Source organism: Flavobacterium sp. 2755 (assembly GCF_031455715.1).
In the GTDB taxonomy this organism is placed as follows: domain Bacteria; phylum Bacteroidota; class Bacteroidia; order Flavobacteriales; family Flavobacteriaceae; genus Flavobacterium.
Genome location: NZ_JAVDTG010000005.1, coordinates 46,250 through 66,797, shown reverse-complemented (window position 1 = coordinate 66,797; position 20,548 = coordinate 46,250). Strand labels below are relative to the sequence as shown.

Here is a 20,548-nt window from a genome sequence, read left to right as displayed (position 1 = left end):
TTAATTCGGTCTTTTTTTGAAATAATACCAATTCCTAATTAAGCTTTTAGAATGATTTGTCAGGAATAACATTTTTTGGTACCACGATGGTAATCGTTCCATAGCATGTTCCAGCCATCTTTGTGATAACATTCCCATGAGCTGCTGATCATATTTGTTTTCACTTTTATGGTATCTTTCTATTGTAACGGGAATTTTTAATTCTTTCCAGTTAGAATATTTAATTCTCGACAAACTGCCTTCAACTTCTCTTACTTCTATGCAGACTTTGTTTAGTAATGCTATTTTCGGTTCTTTTAAACTTTTTAGAACACGATACCAAAAATCAATTCCTTCGTTTAGGGATACATTGGTTTCGTAACGTATATTTTCTAAATGCTTTTTTCTGATTACGACATTACTGCCAACTCCCATAATAAAATCCGGAGAACTAATAGTGTGTAATATATTAGGAATCAAAAACAATTCATTTGAGAGCGAAGTCATTTCTTTTTTAAAGGATGAGATGTTTGGCAGATAATAGTTTGATGGAATTAATAAAATTCCGAGTACCAGAACATCTATATTTTCCTGTTCCATAATTAAGCCGACTTCTTTTAAACAAGAAGAAGTATAACAATCATCGGCATCCAAAAAACTGATCAGATCTCCTGTTGCGAGTTCCATTCCTATATTTCTGGCATGTCCCGGGCCTTTATTTTCTTTTAATTCAATAATCTCAACTTCTGTTAGTAAAAACTGTGGTGCAAAAAATGCCAGAGCATCTTTTAACAAAAACATACTTTGATCTGTACTAAAATCATCAACAATAATAATTTGTGAGGCTTTTTTTTCCTGAAAAGCCAGCGACCGAATCGTATCGTATATGAACGCTTCTTTATTATAAAGAGGAATTACAACTGTATGTTTCATGATTTTTCACTCTGTTATTGGATAAATTAAAGCTCTGCCCTGATGCACGTTTACAACTGATTCATCTGAACCGCGAAACAAACCGGGGCCATAGTTTTTGTCGTCTTTACACAACAGCATTCCTACTAAATGAATCTGACGATTGTTTTCGAGGTCTTTAAATTCCTTCTGTTCTACAAAATGCTGAATTAAATATTTGCTCCAATTTTCTCTAATAATGGCATCCCATTCCTGAGCTGTACAATCACTTTTTACGTAAGCTCCAATTCCTCTTCCGCCGCTATTTAATTTTAAAATCAGGTTTTGATCATTTTCAATAAAAACATCGCAGTCAGCGGGATCAACAATTACATAACTTGGAATTAGGTATTGTTTTAAAAAATCGTAATCTTCTTCGCTTAGATAATCATACATTATGTCGGCATCGTACATTACGGCTAAAACTCTTTTGTCATGAATTAAGATTAAGGTTCTGATATCATTAAAATAACAGTTTTGTTCAATCAGTTTATCGAGCACTTCCGGTTTTATTTTTTTTAGTTCTTCCCGATCCATTTCTAATATAAACTGCGAAACTGGTTCTCCGTTTACATAAATAGAATTGTTTGAAACGATTAAATCCTGAGGTTTTACCGAAATTAATTCAACTCCAAGTTTTGCTAATTCCTTTTGAAGATAAAAAATCTCGGTTCCTTTTTCGTCGTCGTGAACTAGAGCCAATTTTTTATTTGGAGCAAATTGATAGTATAAATCGTCGATCAGGTTTTTTAAATCCGGATCTTTAAAACTTAGCCCATCTTTAGTTTCACTGATTTCGTCATTCATCAATTTTAAATAATAACTAATCATCCAGCCGTTTAGCGGATAACGGGCGCCTATCTCGCAAATTTTTGCCTGATTGTTTGTATCATATAAAAAATCAGGGCGATAAAAGCCCTGATTGTATGTTGCGCTGTAGCTTTTTTTCAATAAAGCTTCAAGGTCTTTGTCCAGCTGATAATAATTTCGAATCCTTTCGTCTTCAAAATAATTTTGGACAATTGCTTTACAAGCGTAATTTAAAATAGAACACAAACGATTCATTTCATTATCATATTCTAAAGGTAGTTTTACCGAAGAATTAGCAAAAAAATGACTCCCCAATCCTGTATTTTTTTCAAAATATTCAGAAAATAATTCCTTCCATTTTTTCTGTTTTTCAGGCTGATTTTGCTGCAGACTTATTTTTGGGGCAATGAGCTGCGCTTTTGGTTCTTTATTTGTATGAATCATTTATTGAAATATGAATTATAAACTAATTTCTTCAATTTCCATAACATCTTCCATTACGGCAGATTTTTTAGCTAAATAATCTTTAATGATAGGTTCCAGATCGTAGTTTTTCAAATCAACATTCATGGCTTTGGCATAATGAAAAATAGAACTTACGGCAAAAAAGAAGTGATTTTTTTCGGTTGGACCGCAGTGAACGCTTATCCAGGCTAATGTTTTGTCACGATCTTCTTCTGAAAAACCGTAATCGTTTGTAAGCCATGATTCAAACTTTGGAAGAATATATTCTACCTCACCGTGTGTATAAATTTCATGGATTAAAGTTGTCAATAAAGCGATCATGATATCTTTATTTCGCAGTGAATTTTGGTCTTTCCACGCTTTAAACTCATAAGCACTTTGGTTTAAATATTTACGTGAAAGCCAGTCATCATCTGTACAAATATTGGTTGCCATGGTATAAAATAACTGAGAGTGTAAAACTCTGCCCACAACTGCTAAATCTTCGTCTACAATTCTATTTAAACTTGTAATAGATTGCAAAAGGGCTTCTTTGTCTGCAATAGGTTGGTTTTTGTGAACCAGCATTGTCATACGGTTGCTGATTCCTGCCACTGTCATGGCACTGTTATTGGTTTGGCTCCAACTGTGAAAAAAAAGCTGTAAACGCTCTTTGTCCTGAACTTTTGAAGTTAATTGTTTGAAGCTTTTTTCGATTTTTGAGAATGATTCCTCTTGATTAGGAAGAAATTTTAATAGTTGATCTTTTAAATAAGATTCTTCCATGTCTTGAAGAACCGGAAGAATAATTGAACTTAGATTTGTCATGATTGCTGGGGTTTTAGGGTTTATTTTTGATTAGTTTTGAATTTGTTTTGGTATGTGTTTATTTCTTTTTGTAAACTTATTCTTTAAGTATTTACAGATTTTAAAAAATGCCATAAGCACATTAATATCGGGCATGAGTTGGATAATCTCTGTAATGAAAAAAATTAGGAATCTTGGTTTTGATGGTTTAAAAAATCTTAACTGAGCGATAGTATTTAATTTTTCTAACCACATCAATATCTTTAAGGTGATATTGTTCTAACCATTCGGCTTCATCAAAAAAATTACATCTGGATTCTGCAATTACGATGATCGGTTTATGTAATGAAATCTGATACAGTTTATCCAATAATTCGGCGTATTGAAAATCATAAAGAGGATTGTAGAGATAAAAAATAGTCCCGTCAGAAATATTAGCTTTTAAAATATCACTGCAGATTGCAACAGCATTTGTTATTTGTTCTTTTTCGATTAAACCGGCACAAACTTCATGTCGTTCTTTCAGAATTTCAATCCCTTTAAACTTCGCATTTGGATATTTTACAGCTCCATATAAAATGATGTTTCCATAACCGGAACCTAAATCGTAAAATACCGTTTCGTTTGTTATTTCGATAGGATCAAAAAGATCAGATAAAAAACTGGAGGAACCATATCGATACGAATTAAGACCATATTTAATTGTAATTTCAGAAAGGCTTAAAGCTTCTTCAATAGTATTTGAATATTGGTCAATTTCTGATTGAATCTTTTTTAGCAGTTCCATATTATTTCATCATTAATAATTCTAATTTTTCCAGTGAACGTTTGGCTATTTCCATTTTAGCGGCATATTCATCGTTTACTTTCTGAATGTCGGCATTGCAAAAAGTGCAGGTCGTTTCTTCTTCATAAACATAATTATCACAGCCATTACAAAGTTTAAGCGCTTTTGGAATTCTTGGAACTCTGTCTGTATTTGCTACCGGAACCAGAGGAGCATTATGAGGTGACTGCACTTCGACTACTTCTCCTTTTTCATTTTCAACTATGATTTCAAATAAACCAATATCAAAAGAGAGTCCGGGTGCTTCTTTTATTTTTCTTATTCTTTCGTGAAGTCCTTTCTTTTTTAATTCTAAGGCGCGATAATGGCAAAAAGGATTATTGCCTCTTTTTCCAAATAAGACATGACTAGTCCAGGTACAGCCAGCCAGGCAAGAAGATTCGTAATAGCAGCCTTTGCATCCTCCCCATAATTCTTCTTTATTTCTATATCTGGAGAAAACCATTTCTTCGCTGTATCGCCAAATATCTTCCAACTTCATGTCTTTTACATTACCTCCTGTATATTCGGTTGTGGGTAATGACGGACAGCCTTTTATTTTTCCATCGGCTTCAATGCCAATTCCGGTATGTCCTGCGGAACATCCTGTATAATATTTTTCATTTCCTTGTCGCCAGATATGTTCATAAGGGCCAAAGTAGCCAATGTTGTTTCCGGCTTGTATTAAAACATTATTTGCTAGTGCTTTTCTGTATATAACAATAAGTTTTTCGTAAAAGTCAATTAATTCATAAGGCTGCAGGATCAATTCTTCAGAATGATCAACGGCATTTCCCATAGCAACTGCCAGTTGTATCTGCCAGTTTCTTACTCCGTTTTCAATCAAAACATCCAAAAGTTCGCTTAGCTCATTTTGATTTAATTTTGTAATTACGGTATTTACACTAGAAGGTATATTGTACTTTTTTAGTAATTGCAGGCAATGAATTACATGATCAAAAGAATCTCTTCTTCCTCTTATTTTATTATGCGTTTCCGGTAACCCATCAATAGAAACACCAATATTTCGTATTCCTGCTTTTTTAGCATCACTAATTCGCTCTTCGTTTAAATTATAAGCTCCAGACTGCATAGAACATTCAATTCCGCTTTCGTGGATTTTTGCAATTATGTCAAGCCAGTCTTTTCTTAAAAAAGCTTCGCCGCCAATAATTGTGATCTCTCTTGTACCAAGACGTTTAAGACTATCAATTACGTCAAAACATTGTTCGGTAGTTAGTTCACCTGGTCTCACTTTTCCGGCTCTGGAACCGCAGTGCGAGCATTTCAAATTACAGGCAAGAGTAATTTCCCAAACAACATGAACCGGAGTTGCTGTTTTATAATCATCTCGTACTCTGTATCGTATAGAAGTCTTATCCATCTTAATTGATTTAGGGTTTTGTTGATTTTTTTAAAGAACGGTTTAAAAAGCAAAGCTTGATAAACCGTTCTTTTTAGATTACTTTCTTAGTTTTTCAATAGCCTCTAGCAATTCTACCAAAGCAGCGCTCAGGTCACCCTGTTCTCTAACTGTTTGTTTCGCTTGTTCAGCTACTGCTCTCATTTTTTCTAAATCATTTGAAGCTATCGCTTCTCTGATTCCTGCTGCGTAAAGCATTACTACTCCCATAACATTTTTGTTTTTTAGTTATTCCTACTCTTGAGGTTTTTCGGATTCACCCTTGTTATACTGAACAAGTCAGCTTTCTTTGTTTGTTTTATTTTTTGTTCTTTAGAGCTTCTATTGCTTCCAGTAATTCTAACAAAGCGGCACTTAAGTCCCCTTGATCTTTTATTACCTGTTTTGCTTGTTCTGCAATAGCTTCCATTTTTGCTAAATCATTAGAAGCTATCGCTTCTCTGACTGCTACACCGTAAGGCATCATTATTCCCATAGTTATTTTGTTTTTATAGATTATTAACCTCCAAATTGATGTAGAAAAATGGCTGGATCATTTGGGTTTAAACAGGTTAAATTCCCCATTGTAACCGTTTTTCCATCTTTGTTTTTTCCTGAAATCATGATGTTTTTCAATCCTGTTCTTAATTGTCCAACACGATTTCCGCCAGTTACTTCAATTCCCATTTCATGAGGAGTACCTGTTCTTGTTGCGATAATATTTCCTTTTCCGTTTTCGATTAGAAGAACCTCTCCAATTGCCGGAGGAGGAAATGACTGCGTTACAGTAATATCAGTAAGTGGTCCTAGTATGATATAATCTGGTAAAACTTCTGTGTTAATAGCATCTAACTCTGGTTTAAGAAGGTTGATGGTTCTTCCAAATTCTGGATTATCACCTGCATTTGTGCAGTACATCCATGGAGTAGTGAAAGAAGTTCCGTCTTCTGTTTCTCCAATTGCTACATATCTTTGATGTACTCCCAGTTTAGATTTTTGAGTAACTGCAGTAAGATCAAGATTGTAAAATACAGATGTAATAAGTGTACCAACGGCATAAGTTCCGCTGGCTCCTTCGATAACAGGAAGAATAACAGGGCCAACGCCTCCGCCTTTCCAGTCTATATAAGGATACACATTTACATTTTTAACTTTTCTAGGTATAGGTTGCATAATTAAAATTTTTTGGGTCTTACTCATAAGGCTTTTCAGCTCCGCCTTCGCTTTTTTCTGTGCGAAACAGTTCGTTTTTTAAAGTGAGTTCTGCTTCACTACTACTGTAATTTCACAATGGATATTTTAAGAAACTATACTCGCCTATGATATAAAAAGAGCTGTTCTTAAAAATCAAATAGAAATAATTGATAAAATAAATTCTGCCGGCTGCTTTTATTCTATACTTTAAAATTAATCTTGATATACAGATATTTACTACAGAAATGTTATAAGAAGAATATTTTTTGTCATGAAAGAGAAAAAACAATACATAAGATTATTCTTAAAAAACATAAACACATTAGATAAGGTTTTATTTACATTTTTATAAGGGTCTAAAAAATAAAATGGAGATATAAAAAAACGGAGTTTCTTGTCGTAACTAATTGTTACAATAAGAAACCCCGTTTATCAGGATTAAAAATTCATTTGATGTTTAAGAAATCCAATTAATATTAATGGCCTTTCTAATTATTCTAAAGAAGATAAAATAGAAAAGCCGAAGTAATACTTCGGCTTTTCGTTTGGAGCAAAATTAAAATAAGACAGTTTTTGTTTTCCAAAAAATGAACTATTTATGTCGACGAACAAACACTTCTTCAAACTGTTTAAGTTTAAGTGCTTTTGTTTCTTCAATACGTTTAGCTTTTAAGTTAACATTTTTAGCAGTTGCCGGCTGAGGTTTTGTAGTATACAAATAAGACTCAAACACATGGCTTAAATACAAAGGAGATTTTCCAATTCCTCTTGTAGTGTCAAAATTTTGAGATTGATGACAGCTAAAACAATTTGCTAAATTACCAGCATTAATTTTATGTATACTATCCTGAAAAGTCTGCGTGTAAGTCTCCATTGTAATGTTGGCTAAATTAGCAGATCCTCTTGCCAATGAATCCGGAAGAACACTTGATATATCACTTTTTACGATAGTTTGCGCTTGCTGCGCCGGAGTTAATCCGTCTGTATTTAACCAAATCGATCCGTTGTAGAAGTAATTCTTGAAAACGTCCGTTAATTTTGAGGCTACACATTTATTGATAGCATCAATGTTGTCAAAATTAGCAGGTTCTGCCTGGCTCGTTGTCATATAAGCATTTGTACTTATCACTTTAGGAACTCCATATTCGTAAAGAACAAAAGCTTTATACGGCTCTAATGGTTTCTTGTTTACTTTATCCCATTTTATTCCTTTTAAGCCAGAAGTTGTTCCGCTTTGATAAAGCAGCATTTCAGTTGCTGAAGTCACAGAATTGTTTTTCCAGTCATAAACCGGAGCCATTTCTTTATGTTCAAAAGTTGCCCAGATAAATTCAGGATGATTTTTTACAACTCCCACAACATGCATTCCTAACAAAGCAACTGGTTTTGCTACATATTGTCCTTGCTTATTTTTGAATGCTGCTTTAGTAACGAAATACTCTCCAATTTTTTCTTTCGGAATTGCATCTGTACTAATCCATGAAACTTTTAATTCTAATGAACCAACAGGAAATGTGTCTAAATTAGAATAAGGAACTTTTCCGCTGTTAATTTCAGAAGCCGCAATAATGGCTTTATCATGTAATGTTTTATTTACGTGTATAGAATAATATACCGTATCGCCAGCCGTTTTCCCAGAAACAAATTTTGGGTTAGAAACTAATACGCCTTCCGGACCTGCCTGATTAATGGAGCTTAAAACTAATTTTAATCCCAATTGCGGAGGAACCGGCGCCATCTCAGGACTAACTACATCCAAAGAATCTAAAAACAATGGATTTCCGGATGGAAGTGGTTTTGTTACCCAAAGGAATTTCTGCCATGACCATTGATGAAAAATACAATTTGTTGTACTTGAAGTATCAAAAGGGCTTCCGTCTCCTTCTGCAGGCGGTGGTGTCTGCTCGTGCGGAAACCAGCTTGCTTCACACTCGCAAGGTGCTGCTGCTTCCGTTTTAGCATATCCTGAAACTCCGGCTTTTCCTAATATTTTTTCTTTATTCAGGAAAAATAATGAAACAGCCGCAGCAATAAAGACAACTAATAAGATGATAATAATAGGTTTTCTTTTCATGTTTTTGTGATTTATTTATTTTTGGTAATAAAAAAGGCCGTCTAAAAAGACGACCCTTTCAATCAAAACTGTAACCAAATCAGGCGTAATTAAATCCTAATATGTTTCGTAATTCGAGTTGTTAATATTTGGGGTCGCTTATTATGCCAACTCTGCTTGTAAATTTGTTGCTGCTTTTACAGGTACGTTTTCAATATGATGTTGGTAGTATGAAAAACCTCCAAGTCCGTTCCAATCTGCATTAACGGCTAAATGAGCGTCAAAATCGGCTAAAAAAGCACCAATTGCCGGAGCTGGAAAAGTTTGAACATATTGTCCTTTTAAACTAACTAATTGTGTATACTGTCCAAGTCCTGCTGCATATATTTTTCCAGTTACAGGAACAACAATATGAGCATCAGGACCATTTATAGCCTGAGTAATTACTACTGTACCAGAAACAGAATGTTGTGATGGTACAACAACTAAACTAAATGTTGCAATTGGAGCACCTGGTGTTCCTACATTTCCTATTGTGCCATTTGCTAAATAAGCACCTGCTAATAAATCTGCCATAACTTTTGTATTTTTTGGTCTTCCTACTCATAAGGCTTTTCGGAACCGCCTCGTTTTTTTAAGTGGGGTCTGCTCCACCTATTTGATATTTTATTTTTATATTCTTATTTAAATTAGAATGTTTAAATAAGAATACTTTGGTTTATTTCTACTTCAAAACTATATCAGATAAGTAGACATAAAAGAAAAAATGATGTGAAATGGAGTTTCTTTGACATGAAACAGGTTAAGCGTGACACAAGAAAATTTTACCCGTATAAACACCTGCTTTAAACAAAAAACCACCAATATTGTATTGCAATATCAGTGGTTTTAAAACTTATTTAAGTTACTATGAACTTACGCCATCTAAAGCTAAATGATTAGAAAGTGTCGTTCCTGAACAAGTGTAATCAGCAACAGCCGAATTTCCCGACTGATATATAAACGCTTGCTGCGCCTGATTATCGTGTCCCGCCATAACCCAGATTTTCATCCAAAGCGTTGATCCGTCCGGTACGCCAAGGCTTCCCGGATCTGTCGTATACGACTGACCTAAAAGTTCATTACCAGTTTGAGAAGAACTTTGTAATTGACCATTTGAGTCTAAGTATACAAACTCAGTTCTGCAAACGTATCCGCCTTGTTGATTTAATTTAAATTTTCCTACTGTTTGAATTGCCATGATAATTAATTTTTAAAATTTTATGACCTACTCTATTTCTGCTTTTCGGTTTACGCAGCCGCTTTTTTTCTGTGCGAGACAGCTCCACTTAGTGATTTTGTTTGATTTGCTGTTTCAGGGAGAATGTCATAAAATTTATTCTTTCCAACTTGAAACAAGCTTTGAAAAAAAGATTGCTAGCTTATTTTTTCTGATTTCAAAATTATTGCAGATGCATTAGCCAAATAAAAAAATTGCCGCAGAACAAAGAATATTGGTTATCAATCAATTAAAACCAATACATGAAACACGTTTTTATTTAGTCTAAAAAAGAATAAAACAATTCAAAAATAAACTTTCAATTATTTTTGAAAGTTTAAAAACTTTTAATTACTTTTGATCTATGGAATTCAAAGAAGCAAAAAATAAGTTTGTACAAACCTGGGGAGCTTTAGGTTCTCAATGGGGAATTAATAAAACGATGGCGCAAATCCACGCTTTATTAATGATCTCAAACGAAGCTGTTTCTATGGAAGACATTATGGAAGAATTGCAGATTTCACGCGGAAATGCAAGCATGAACCTAAGAGGGTTAATGGATTGGGGAATTGTATATAAAGAATTTAAAGCCGGCGAAAGAAGAGAATTCTTTACTGCCGAAAAAGATTTAGATGAATTAGCAGCAAAAATCTCCAGAGAAAGAAGCAAAAGAGAAATTAAACCTGCGCTTAAAATCTTAAAAGAAGTTTCGACGATTGAAGCAAAAGATTCTGCTGAAGAAAAACACTTTGTGGATCAAACTTCCAAATTATACGATTTCGTTTTAAAAGCAGATAATATGCTGGACAAAATGACTGAATTCAATGAAAACTGGTTAGGAAAATTGGTTATAAAAATGATGAAGTAAAAAAATTTAATCAAAACTTTCATTTTTTTCTGAAAGTTTAAAAATAATAAATAGTTATGAAAACACTTAAAAAAATCAACAAAATAGCATTGTGTACTACTCTAATATTATTTTTAACTGTATACCTTGGAATGCTGGCACAAATCCCTTTGGGAATTATTCAAGTAATTTCAGCTGTTTATTTAACAATAAAAACATTTAATCATTCGGATTATGCTAAAAAAAACCTAACCTATTATTGGATAGCAACAGTTTCTGAACTTACATTATTTCACATACAACATTACTATTTTCCAACATCAAACGACGCAATCGAATGGTCTTTAATGGTCATTTTCCCTATGTCAATTGCAATTTATTTTTATGTAATAATGAGAAAAATAGTAGCTGAATATGAATATAATCTAGGATAATGAAATAAACAAAAAACTAAAATTACCAAAATTCATTTTTCGGAAAAGTTTAGAACATAAATAACTATGAAAGCAATAAATTACCTCAATTATTTTTTTACCGGAGTTCCAGCTATTTTAATCTTGATTGGTCTCTTAGACAATTCCCCTCTTTCTGGCCTCTTTGTATATGGATTGCTTTTCAGCATTTTGACAGGATTATTTCAGGTTGCAATTGGAGGAAGTATGCTTGCCGATGAGCCAAGAGATAGAAATCTTCAATTATATGTATACGGAGTTATTTTCTATTTTATAACCTTATTTATTATCAACCCTTTTTTACCAGAGTACTTTTTTAAAAAACATTTCATATTTGGAATGCCAGCTGTCCTCGCCTTATACCTTTCAATAATAATTTACAAAAAAGCACACAAATGAACTTCTTAAAAGCAGAATGGAAAAACTTAGCACTTTTCAATTATGAAGTTGATGCTAAATTATTGGAAAAATATATTCCTGCAGGAACTGAAATAGATATCTGGAACAACAAATGTTATGTTAGTCTTGTTGGATTTATGTTTAAAAACACAAAGGTTTTAGGATTGAAAGTTCCGTTTCATGTAGATTTTGAAGAAGTGAATTTAAGATTCTATGTAAAACGTTTTGAAAATGGTGAATGGAAACGCGGTGTAGTTTTCATTAAAGAAATTGTTCCTAAAAAAGCTATCACTTTTATCGCTAATACTTTGTATCAGGAACATTATGAAACTCAGAAAATGAGACATGAAATTATTGAGAATGAGAATACCAATACTTTTATTTATCAATGGAAAAATGAGAAAAAGTGGAATACAATTAAACTGGAAACCAAAAATGTTTTAACTCAAATTGAAATTGATTCTGAAGCTGAATTTATAACAGAACATTATTTCGGATATACAAAAATTGATGAAGAAACAACTTTTGAATATGAAGTACAACATCCAAGATGGGAACAACTGGAAGTTTTAAATCATACAATTGATATTGATTTTGAAAAAACTTATGGAAAGGATTTTGGATTTCTTCAGCACACGCAGCCAACTTCAGTTTTCATGGCTAAAGGCTCAAAAATCACCGTTAAAAATAAAAGAAAACTACAGGCAATTCCAGTTTTAGAAGAAATGTATTAACCCATAAATAAAACCAGTCATGAATTTCAACATCATTGGATATTTAATATATCTCAGCATTACGACTTTCATCATTCTAAAAGTTGGAAAAATCTGCTACAAAAACGGAAATATTTATGTTGCAGATCTGATCCCGAATCACGCTGACATCTGCCAAAAAATTAATCAGGTTTTGCTTTTAGCTTATTACCTCTTAAATATTGGTTATTGCGCTATGACTTTAATTTCCTGGCAGAAAATTATTTCATCAACACAATTGATTGAAACTATCTGTATAAAAACAGCTGTCATAATTTTTATTATTTCAATTCTGCATTACCTCAACATTTTAATTATAACAAAATACATTCAAAAACTAATTCATAACAACAAAAACTAAATATTATGGAAACTACAAAAATCTTAATCGGTTATAGCATTTATTTACCAGTTGCTTTATTTTTAACTTATTACGTTTCTAAAACGCTTTTTAAAAACGGAAAAATCTTTATGCTTGACATCTTTAAAGGCAGAGAAGAAATTGCTGAGGCAACCAACAAACTTTTTGAAACCGGTTTTTATCTTTTAAACATTGGTTTTGCCTTAATGATCTTAGAAATGCAATTATATAGAGACAGTTATCAGGAATTAATTGAAAACTTAAGTTATAAAATTGGAGGATTTTCTATTTATCTTGGCATCATGTTATTCTTCAATTTGTATTTCTTTTTTAGAGGAAAACGAAAAGCTAAAGAAGCTCAAAGAGAAGAAAGATTAGTCTTTAAAGCATAAAAATTCCTAAACAAACCCGACAGGTTTTAAAAACCTGTCGGGTTTAAAGAAAACCATAAATCATAAAAAAATGACACATCAGGAAATACTCAGAAAAGTGCAATGGAAAGATTTGAAAACGCTTAGCTTTAAAGAAATGCTAATTGAAAACAACTTGACAATTCCGTGGTTTCTAGTTTCTATGACACTTGCTTATTTTGGTTATTATTTAGCAGCCATTCCTTTTTCAGCTTTTTTCTTTTTAGCCGGATTAAGACAAGTGCATAATGGTTTTCATAATTCATTGGGAACCAACAAATTCTTAACCTGGTTTACACTTTATTCTAATAGTATTTTATTGATGGTTTCAATTCATGCCGTTAAATTCAATCATATCCGACATCATAAATATTGTTTGTCTGAGGAAGATTACGAAGGAAAATCAGCAAAAATGACTTGGTACGGCGCTATTCTTTATGGACCAGTTCACATGTTTTTGATTCATAAAGTAACTTTGCAGAAAGGGAATAGAAATTATGTCAAAAATGTAATCTTAGAACTTTTTTCAATTGCTGTAGTAACCTTTATAATTTTCTATTTTCAAATTCATTTCCTGATCTATCATTTTATTATAATGGTCTTCGCCGAATTTTTAATGGCTTTCTTCGCGGTTTGGACAGTGCATCATGATACAGAAGATTCTCCGGAATTTGCCAGAACACAGCGAGAAGGCTGGAAAAACAAAATTACTTTCAGCATGTTTTATCATTTAGAACATCATTTATTTCCGGCAGTTCCAACAATTAAATTACCAGAACTGGCAAGAAGAATTGATGATGTATTTCCAGATATTGAAAAAAAGAATACTTTTTAATTGACAAATAATGTTCGCCACTAATTGCACGAATTTTCACGAATTAATATTCAACAAAAACATTTCCAAAAAAATTAGTGGAAATTCGTGCAATTAGTGGCAAAAAATCTACCCTCAATGAAAAAACTCATAATCGCAGCCGGAACTGGTTTTCTCGGACAAGTTTTAGTCAATCATTTCAAAGATAAATTTGAAGAAATTGTAATTCTGACTAGAGGAAAATCGCATAGAATTGACAAAATTAAATATGTAAACTGGAACGCCAGAACTTTTTCCGGCTGGGAAAATGAATTAGAAAACGCTTCAGTTTTAATTAATCTCGTTGGAAAATCTGTTGATTGTCGTTATACAAAAGAGAATAAAAAAGAAATTCTTTGGTCCAGAATCGAAAGCACCAAGATTCTAAATAAAGCAGTTTTGAATTGTAAAAATCCGCCAAAACATTGGCTGAATTCATCAACAGCAACTATTTATCGTTTTTCTTTAGACAAACAAATGGATGAAGTTGATGGAGAAATTGGAAATGATTTTTCCATAAATGTGGCTCTTTCCTGGGAAAAAGCATTCTTTAAAACCGAAACTCCAAATACGCTAAAAACAGCTTTGCGAACTTCTATTGTTTTAGGAAAAAAAGGAGGCGCTTTAATTCCGTTGAAGACTTTGGCTAAAATTGGTTTTGGAGGAAAACAAGGAAAAGGAAATCAGTTTGTAAGCTGGATTCATGAGGCAGATTTTGCGAATGCGGTTGATCTTATTATTCAAAAAGAAATTACAGGCGTTATAAATGTGGTTTCTCCCGAACCTATTCGAAATGCCGATTTTATGAAAAAACTTCAAAAAACTGTTGGTTTTCCTTTTGGAATTCCCTTAAATAAATTCTTTCTGGAAATTGGAGCATTCTTCATTCGAACAGAACCTGAATTGATTTTGAAGAGTAGAAATGTGATTCCGAAAAGGCTTTTGGAAAATGGATTTCAATTTAAATTTGGAGATATTGATAATGCTTTTAAAAATTTATTAAAAAAATGAATTGGACCTTTACAGGTAGACGGACTTTCACACTATTATGTGGGCCACTTATTTTTGCAGTGATAAATGGTCTTAATACCAATTGGAGTCCAAACAATTATTTTGATTTTTTTCAACTATATCCACTTACAATACTCATCGGGCTTCTATTTTCCCTGCCAACTTATGTTTTTTATATTGTTCTTTTTACCTTTTTTAAAAACAAAAAGATAAAAACGATTAATGAAAAAACATCTCTAATTATCATCGTAATAATTGGAATTTTTATAACAACAGCACTTATAAATGGAACTGTATGGCTTGACCTTGCCATATCTTATTCAATCTCATCAATTATAACAGGATTATTTTTTACGCAATATTTTAAAGATCAAGAAGAATCATGACAACAATACACCTCACAACAAAAATAAAAGCCTCAAAACAAATCGTTTTTGACGCCTCACGAAATATCGATATTCACCAGCAATCTGCAAGTCCTACAAAAGAAAAAGCAATTGCCGGCGTGACATCTGGTTTAATAAATTTAAACGAAACGGTAACCTGGCGTGGCAGACATTTCGGGTTTTATCTCACGCACAAAACCCGAATTCCCGTGATGGATTTCTACGATTATTTTGTGGATGAAATGGAAGAAGGAAAATTCAAATCTTTCAGGCATGAACATATTTTTGAAGAACAAAATGGTGTAACAATCATGAAAGATATATTACAATACGAAACTCCGTTTGGAATATTTGGAGAACTTTTCGATATTTTATTTTTAGAAAAACATATGACTCAGTTTCTTTTGGAAAGAAATAAGGTTTTGAAAGAAGTTTCAGAAAAACTTAGTTAAGATAATTTTCTTACTTTTATAAGTAATTCATTTCTGAATGATTCAGATAAATTAATCAAAAACATACTTATGAAATTAAAAACGATATTTACTGTACTTCTTTTTACTGTTTCTTTTATTGGATTTTCGCAAAGCAATTGCACAACTTTAAAAGGCTGCGAACGAAAATTATGTGAGTTAAATACAAAATTAACCGCTGCTAAAAAAGCAGGAAATCAAAACCAGATAAAAGGTGTTGAAGATGCTATCGCGCAGACCAAGAAAAACTGTACCACAAAAACAGTCAATAAAGATCTGGACAAAAAAGTTAAAGAGAAACAGCAAAAAGTAAACGAAAGAACTGCTGATTTGAACGAAGCTATTAAAGACAAAGAAAGCAAAAAAAAAATCGACAAAAAAAGAAAGAAATTAAATGAAGCAAAAGCTGATTTGAATAAAGCTTTGGCGGAACAAAAAACGAAATAGATTATTGTTGATTTGTTTCACGCAGTCTCGATAGCTATCGGGAGCAGACCTGAGCAGATTAAAAAAATAATTTCAATTGCCTCCAGCTTTAGCTGGAGGAGAAATAGGATTAGATATTCTTGGCTTTAGCCAAACTTTATCATTTGGCTAAAGCCCTCTTAGGAGACTTATTTTTTACCTCCAGCTAAAGCTGGAGGCAATTAAATCAAAATTTATTTTCAAACTCTACAATTCAAACATAGCCCACGGTTTCAACCGTGGGAAACGTTGTCAAAAGAAACCGTCCCAATGGTTGAAACCATTGGCTATGTTCAATAGAAAATAAATAATATATTTTGGAAAATGAATTTTCTCGTTTTACGGTTTGCGTGAGGGATAGAAGCGGATAGCCCACAGCCTGACGAAGGAAGTGCGAGGACTTGGAGCGGATAGCCCGACCCGGAGGGGCACGCCCAAATTATTTAGAAATTTTGACTTCTTTTTATAAAAACGCAATCATCAGCCACCAAAAGATGGGCACACTTTCTACCCAAAAAGAAGTATAATATCGAGAGCGATTTGTATTAGCAAAAAAGATAAAAAGCATTAAAGTCACAACCATTATCAGGTTGATAATAAGATCGTGAAGCGTAAAAGACAAAATTCCTAAAACCCAAAAAGGAACTAAAAGAGAAAATCCTAAAATCTTAGTTCGTTTTACTCCAATGGTTTGCGGAACGGTTTGCAAATGCGGATCATCATTAGCTAAATCTATTATTTCAAAAACCAAAATCAGGACAAAAACCAATACAAAACGCTGGACGCATTTTATAAAAAAGTTAGCTGTAAAGGGAATTTCGGCATTAATGTATGGCAAAACCAAAGTCGCACCAACCCAACAAAGTGCTACGATATAAATTTTTACACCTGCCCAATTTCGGGCATTTTTTCTGTTTGGAAAAAACGGTAAAGTATAAAGTGCTGTTATGGCAAAAATTACTACGGAAACAATTTGGGTAATTCGCTTTAGGTGGAAAAAATAATAGCCGACTAAAATGACCGAAATGAAACTTAAAACAGCGATAATTTTTAATTGAATGCCAACCGGTTTTCTTTTCACGCGAACCAAAGCATCATATTTTACAAAATTATATCCTACAATTGTTCCGAAAAAAACAAACAATGCCATAGGTTCATCATACTGAATATGAAAGAAATGAAAAGTAATACGAACTAAAGCATAACACGATAAAGCCACGTGAATACTGCTGTTTAAATAAAAATCTAATATTTGTTTTAGAAGTTTCATGCCTCAAATCTAATCAATTGGTAACAAATCAACTCTTTAGTTATAAATTTGATAAAAATTGAAGTTAAAAATACCCATTAAATTATTAATAATACTTAATTTTGCGCCACAAAAAAACAACACATTTACTATAAATTGTAATAAACCTTGTAAAATCGTATAGAAACACTCGGTAAATTACTTTTGATCTTTAAAAAAATAGACTGCTACAGATGAAAACAGATGCTTTTGCTTTAAGACACATTGGTCCAAGAGAAACAGATCTTCAACACATGTTACAAACAATTGGCGTTGACTCGATCGAACAACTTGTTTATGAAACCCTTCCGGACGATATTCGTTTAAAAGCGCCTTTGAATTTGGATCCTGCAATGACAGAGTATGAATTTGCAAATCATATTCAGGAATTAGGAAAGAAAAATAAAGTATTCAAATCATATATTGGTTTGGGTTATCATCCAACTATTGTTCCGGCTCCAATTCAAAGAAATATCTTCGAAAACCCGGGATGGTATACTGCTTACACGCCTTACCAGGCAGAAATTGCTCAAGGTCGTCTTGAAGCAATTTTAAATTTCCAGACTACTGTTATCGAATTAACAGGAATGGAAATTGCAAACGCTTCTTTATTGGATGAAGGTACTGCTGCTGCAGAAGCTATGGCGTTATTATTTGATGTTCGTACGAGAGATCAAAAGAAAAACAATACACATAAATTCTTCGTTTCTGAAGAAATTTTACCTCAGACTTTATCAGTTTTACAAACACGTTCAACTCCTATTGGAATTGAATTAGTTGTTGGAAACCACGAAACATTTGATTTTTCAACTGAGTTTTTTGGAGCTATTTTACAATACCCAGGAAAATATGGTCAGGTAAATGATTACAGCGCTTTTGTCGCTAAAGCAAAAGAAAATGAAATCAAAGTTGCCTTTGCTGCTGATATTTTATCATTGGCTGCTTTAACTTCTCCGGGAGAAATGGGAGCTGCGGTAGTGATTGGAACTACACAACGTTTTGGTGTACCAATGGGTTACGGTGGTCCTCACGCTGCATTTTTTGCAACTAAAGACGAATACAAACGCTCAATGCCAGGTCGTATTATTGGAGTTTCTATTGATGTAAACGGAAACCGTGCTTTACGTATGGCATTAGGAACTCGTGAGCAGCACATTAAACGTGAAAAAGCGACTTCAAATATTTGTACAGCTCAGGTTTTACTAGCGGTTATGGCTGGAATGTATGCAGTTTACCACGGACCAAAAGGATTACAATATATTGCAAACAAAGTTCACGCATCGGCAGTTACTACTGCTGAAGCTTTAAATAAATTAGGAGTTTTCCAAACTAACACGGCTTACTTTGATACTATTTTAGTAAAAGCTGATGCTCAAAAAGTAAAAGCTGTAGCGGAGAAAAACGAAGTAAACTTCTTCTATCCTGATGCTGACTCAGTTTCGATTTCATTAAACGAAACAACTTCAATTGCCGACATCAACCAAATTATTGCCATTTTTGCTGAGGCTTTAGGAAAAGAAACTTTCACTGTTTCTGAATTAACTGAAGCAAGTCAATTACCGGCTTCATTAGAAAGAACATCGCCTTTCTTAACGCATGATGTATTCAATAATCATCATTCAGAAAGTCAGATAATGCGTTACATCAAAAAATTAGAGCGTAAAGATTTATCATTGAATCATTCAATGATTTCATTGGGTTCTTGTACGATGAAATTAAATGCAGCTTCAGAAATGTTGCCTTTGTCAATGCCAAATTGGAACAGCATTCACCCGTTTGCTCCAGTTGAACAAGCTGAAGGTTACATCACAATGCTTAAAAAATTAGAGCAGCAATTAAATGTAATTACAGGATTTGCTGGAACAACATTACAGCCAAACTCAGGAGCTCAAGGAGAGTATGCTGGTTTAATGGCTATTCGTGCTTATCATTTATCAAGAAACGAAGGTCACCGTAATGTATGTTTAATTCCATCATCGGCTCACGGAACAAATCCTGCTTCTGCAGCAATGGCTGGAATGAAAATTATCGTTACTAAAACGACTCCGGAAGGAAATATTGACGTAGAAGATTTAAGAGAAAAAGCGATTGAGCATAAAGATGATTTATCTTGTTTAATGGTAACGTATCCTTCTACTCACGGAGTTTTCGAATCTTCAATTATTGAAATCACTAAATTAATCCACGACAATGGTGGATTAGTATATATGGATGGTGCAAACATGAACGCGCAAGTTGGATTAACAAATCCTGCTACAATTGGTGCTGATGTTTGTCACTTAAACTTACACAAAACATTCGCTATTCCTCACGGTGGTGGTGGACCTGGAGTTGGACCAATTTGTGTGAACGAAAAATTAGTTCCGTTCTTGCCAACAAATCCAATCTTAAAAGTAGGCGGAGAACAAGCGATTACAGCTATTTCATCTGCACCTTACGGATCTGCTTTAGTATGTTTAATTTCTTATGGTTACATCACAATGATGGGAGCTGAAGGATTAAAAAGTGCTACTGAACATGCAATTTTGAATGCGAACTATATGAAATCTCGTTTCGAAGGACACTATCCAATTCTTTATACTGGAGAATGCGGAAGAGCAGCGCACGAAATGATTTTAGATTGCCGTTCATTTAAAGAAAACGGAATTGAAGTTGGTGATATCGCAAAACGTTTAATGGATTACGGTTTCCACGCTCCAACGGTTTCTTTCCCGGTAGCAGGAACTTTAATGATTGAACCAACTGAATCTGAAGATTTAGCAGAATTAGATCGTTTTTGTGATGCTCTTATTTCGATCAGAAAAGAGATTGAAGCTGCAACTGCCGATGATAAAAACAATGTATTGAAAAATGCACCTCACACATTGGCAATGTTGACTACAGATGCTTGGGATTTCCCTTATACTAGAGAAAAAGCGGCTTACCCATTAGAGTATATTGCTGAAAATAAATTCTGGCCATCAGTTCGTCGTGTAGATGATGCATACGGTGACAGAAACTTAGTTTGCAGCTGTGCTCCTATTGAAGCTTATATGGAAAACTAAGAAATTATTTTTCTTATAAATATTCAAACCCGACAAGTTTTAAAAACTTGTCGGGTTTTGTTTTTGTTTCAAGTTTCAGGTTTCAA

General features: G+C 33.3%; 24 protein-coding genes. 12 read left to right on the top strand and 12 right to left on the bottom strand.

Annotation, left to right across the window (positions count from 1 at the left end; genetic code table 11):
* From J2Y38_RS12965 to J2Y38_RS12915, 11 genes are all read right to left on the bottom strand, one after another.
* The gene (locus J2Y38_RS12965) at positions 1-912 is read right to left on the bottom strand and encodes a glycosyltransferase family 2 protein (protein WP_309843169.1); all 912 of its coding nucleotides are present in this window, start codon (positions 910-912) and stop codon (positions 1-3) included.
* 6 nt (positions 913-918) lie between these two features.
* On the bottom strand, positions 919-2,184 hold the full coding sequence (locus J2Y38_RS12960; RefSeq protein WP_309843167.1) for a hypothetical protein: 1,266 nt from the start codon (positions 2,182-2,184) through the stop codon (positions 919-921).
* Positions 2,185-2,199: 15 nt separating this feature from the next.
* Positions 2,200-3,012 carry a hypothetical protein gene (locus J2Y38_RS12955; RefSeq protein ID WP_309843165.1) on the bottom strand — a complete coding sequence of 271 codons (813 nt, stop codon included), beginning with the start codon at positions 3,010-3,012 and terminating at the stop codon, positions 2,200-2,202.
* 187 nt (positions 3,013-3,199) lie between these two features.
* On the bottom strand, positions 3,200-3,778 hold the full coding sequence (locus J2Y38_RS12950; RefSeq protein WP_309843162.1) for a hypothetical protein: 579 nt from the start codon (positions 3,776-3,778) through the stop codon (positions 3,200-3,202).
* 1 nt (position 3,779) lies between these two features.
* A complete protein-coding gene (locus J2Y38_RS12945) occupies positions 3,780-5,201 on the bottom strand; it encodes a radical SAM/SPASM domain-containing protein (RefSeq protein WP_309843159.1) in 1,422 nt (473 codons plus the stop codon).
* A gap of 78 nt (positions 5,202-5,279) precedes the next feature.
* Positions 5,280-5,450 carry a DUF1843 domain-containing protein gene (locus J2Y38_RS12940; RefSeq protein ID WP_232680630.1) on the bottom strand — a complete coding sequence of 57 codons (171 nt, stop codon included), beginning with the start codon at positions 5,448-5,450 and terminating at the stop codon, positions 5,280-5,282.
* An 88-nt stretch (positions 5,451-5,538) separates the two neighbouring features.
* Positions 5,539-5,715 carry a DUF1843 domain-containing protein gene (locus J2Y38_RS12935; RefSeq protein ID WP_291150462.1) on the bottom strand — a complete coding sequence of 59 codons (177 nt, stop codon included), beginning with the start codon at positions 5,713-5,715 and terminating at the stop codon, positions 5,539-5,541.
* Positions 5,716-5,738: 23 nt separating this feature from the next.
* Positions 5,739-6,392, bottom strand: coding sequence for a hypothetical protein (locus J2Y38_RS12930; RefSeq protein WP_309843155.1), 654 nt, complete (start codon positions 6,390-6,392; stop codon positions 5,739-5,741).
* 613 nt (positions 6,393-7,005) lie between these two features.
* Positions 7,006-8,487, bottom strand: coding sequence for a hypothetical protein (locus J2Y38_RS12925; protein WP_309843154.1), 1,482 nt, complete (start codon positions 8,485-8,487; stop codon positions 7,006-7,008).
* 141 nt (positions 8,488-8,628) lie between these two features.
* On the bottom strand, positions 8,629-9,042 hold the full coding sequence (locus tag J2Y38_RS12920; protein ID WP_309843152.1) for a DUF1842 domain-containing protein: 414 nt from the start codon (positions 9,040-9,042) through the stop codon (positions 8,629-8,631).
* Between the two features lie 331 nt (positions 9,043-9,373).
* Positions 9,374-9,706: a hypothetical protein gene (locus J2Y38_RS12915; RefSeq protein WP_053470797.1), complete on the bottom strand. Its 333-nt coding sequence runs from the start codon at positions 9,704-9,706 to the stop codon at positions 9,374-9,376.
* A gap of 382 nt (positions 9,707-10,088) precedes the next feature.
* On the opposite strand from J2Y38_RS12915, the gene J2Y38_RS12910 reads away from it, so the two are divergent.
* From J2Y38_RS12910 to J2Y38_RS12860, 11 genes are all read left to right on the top strand, one after another.
* Positions 10,089-10,592: a GbsR/MarR family transcriptional regulator gene (locus tag J2Y38_RS12910; RefSeq protein WP_053470795.1), complete on the top strand. Its 504-nt coding sequence runs from the start codon at positions 10,089-10,091 to the stop codon at positions 10,590-10,592.
* Positions 10,593-10,648: 56 nt separating this feature from the next.
* Positions 10,649-11,005, top strand: a complete 357-nt coding sequence (locus J2Y38_RS12905) for a hypothetical protein (protein ID WP_309843150.1) — start codon at positions 10,649-10,651, stop codon at positions 11,003-11,005.
* Between the two features lie 66 nt (positions 11,006-11,071).
* The gene (locus J2Y38_RS12900; RefSeq protein WP_309843147.1) at positions 11,072-11,422 is read left to right on the top strand and encodes a hypothetical protein; all 351 of its coding nucleotides are present in this window, start codon (positions 11,072-11,074) and stop codon (positions 11,420-11,422) included.
* On the top strand, positions 11,419-12,156 hold the full coding sequence (locus J2Y38_RS12895) for a DUF2071 domain-containing protein (protein WP_309843144.1): 738 nt from the start codon (positions 11,419-11,421) through the stop codon (positions 12,154-12,156). The genes J2Y38_RS12900 and J2Y38_RS12895 overlap by 4 nt, the downstream gene beginning before the upstream one ends.
* Before the next feature lie 19 nt (positions 12,157-12,175).
* Positions 12,176-12,535, top strand: a complete 360-nt coding sequence (locus tag J2Y38_RS12890; RefSeq protein WP_053470793.1) for a hypothetical protein — start codon at positions 12,176-12,178, stop codon at positions 12,533-12,535.
* Between the two features lie 5 nt (positions 12,536-12,540).
* On the top strand, positions 12,541-12,927 hold the full coding sequence (locus J2Y38_RS12885; protein ID WP_053470792.1) for a hypothetical protein: 387 nt from the start codon (positions 12,541-12,543) through the stop codon (positions 12,925-12,927).
* Between the two features lie 70 nt (positions 12,928-12,997).
* Positions 12,998-13,780: a fatty acid desaturase gene (locus tag J2Y38_RS12880; RefSeq protein WP_309843141.1), complete on the top strand. Its 783-nt coding sequence runs from the start codon at positions 12,998-13,000 to the stop codon at positions 13,778-13,780.
* A 117-nt stretch (positions 13,781-13,897) separates the two neighbouring features.
* Entirely contained in the window at positions 13,898-14,809 is a 912-nt protein-coding gene (locus J2Y38_RS12875; protein WP_309843139.1) for a TIGR01777 family oxidoreductase, read from the top strand.
* Entirely contained in the window at positions 14,806-15,195 is a 390-nt protein-coding gene (locus J2Y38_RS12870) for a hypothetical protein (protein WP_309843137.1), read from the top strand. Before J2Y38_RS12875 ends, J2Y38_RS12870 begins: the two co-directional genes overlap by 4 nt.
* On the top strand, positions 15,192-15,647 hold the full coding sequence (locus J2Y38_RS12865) for an SRPBCC family protein (protein ID WP_309843135.1): 456 nt from the start codon (positions 15,192-15,194) through the stop codon (positions 15,645-15,647). Before J2Y38_RS12870 ends, J2Y38_RS12865 begins: the two co-directional genes overlap by 4 nt.
* A 69-nt stretch (positions 15,648-15,716) precedes the next feature.
* Positions 15,717-16,112 (top strand): DUF1090 family protein, encoded by a 396-nt coding sequence (locus tag J2Y38_RS12860; RefSeq protein WP_309843132.1) that lies wholly within the window; start codon positions 15,717-15,719, stop codon positions 16,110-16,112.
* A gap of 481 nt (positions 16,113-16,593) precedes the next feature.
* Here the strand turns inward: J2Y38_RS12860 and J2Y38_RS12855 are convergent, their stop codons facing one another.
* Entirely contained in the window at positions 16,594-17,400 is an 807-nt protein-coding gene (locus J2Y38_RS12855; RefSeq protein ID WP_309843131.1) for a hypothetical protein, read from the bottom strand.
* A 212-nt stretch (positions 17,401-17,612) separates the two neighbouring features.
* Here J2Y38_RS12855 and gcvP point away from each other — a divergent pair, with 212 nt between their 5' ends.
* Positions 17,613-20,462 (top strand): aminomethyl-transferring glycine dehydrogenase, encoded by a 2,850-nt coding sequence (gcvP, locus tag J2Y38_RS12850; RefSeq protein ID WP_309843128.1) that lies wholly within the window; start codon positions 17,613-17,615, stop codon positions 20,460-20,462.
* Positions 20,463-20,548: the final 86 nt, after the last annotated feature.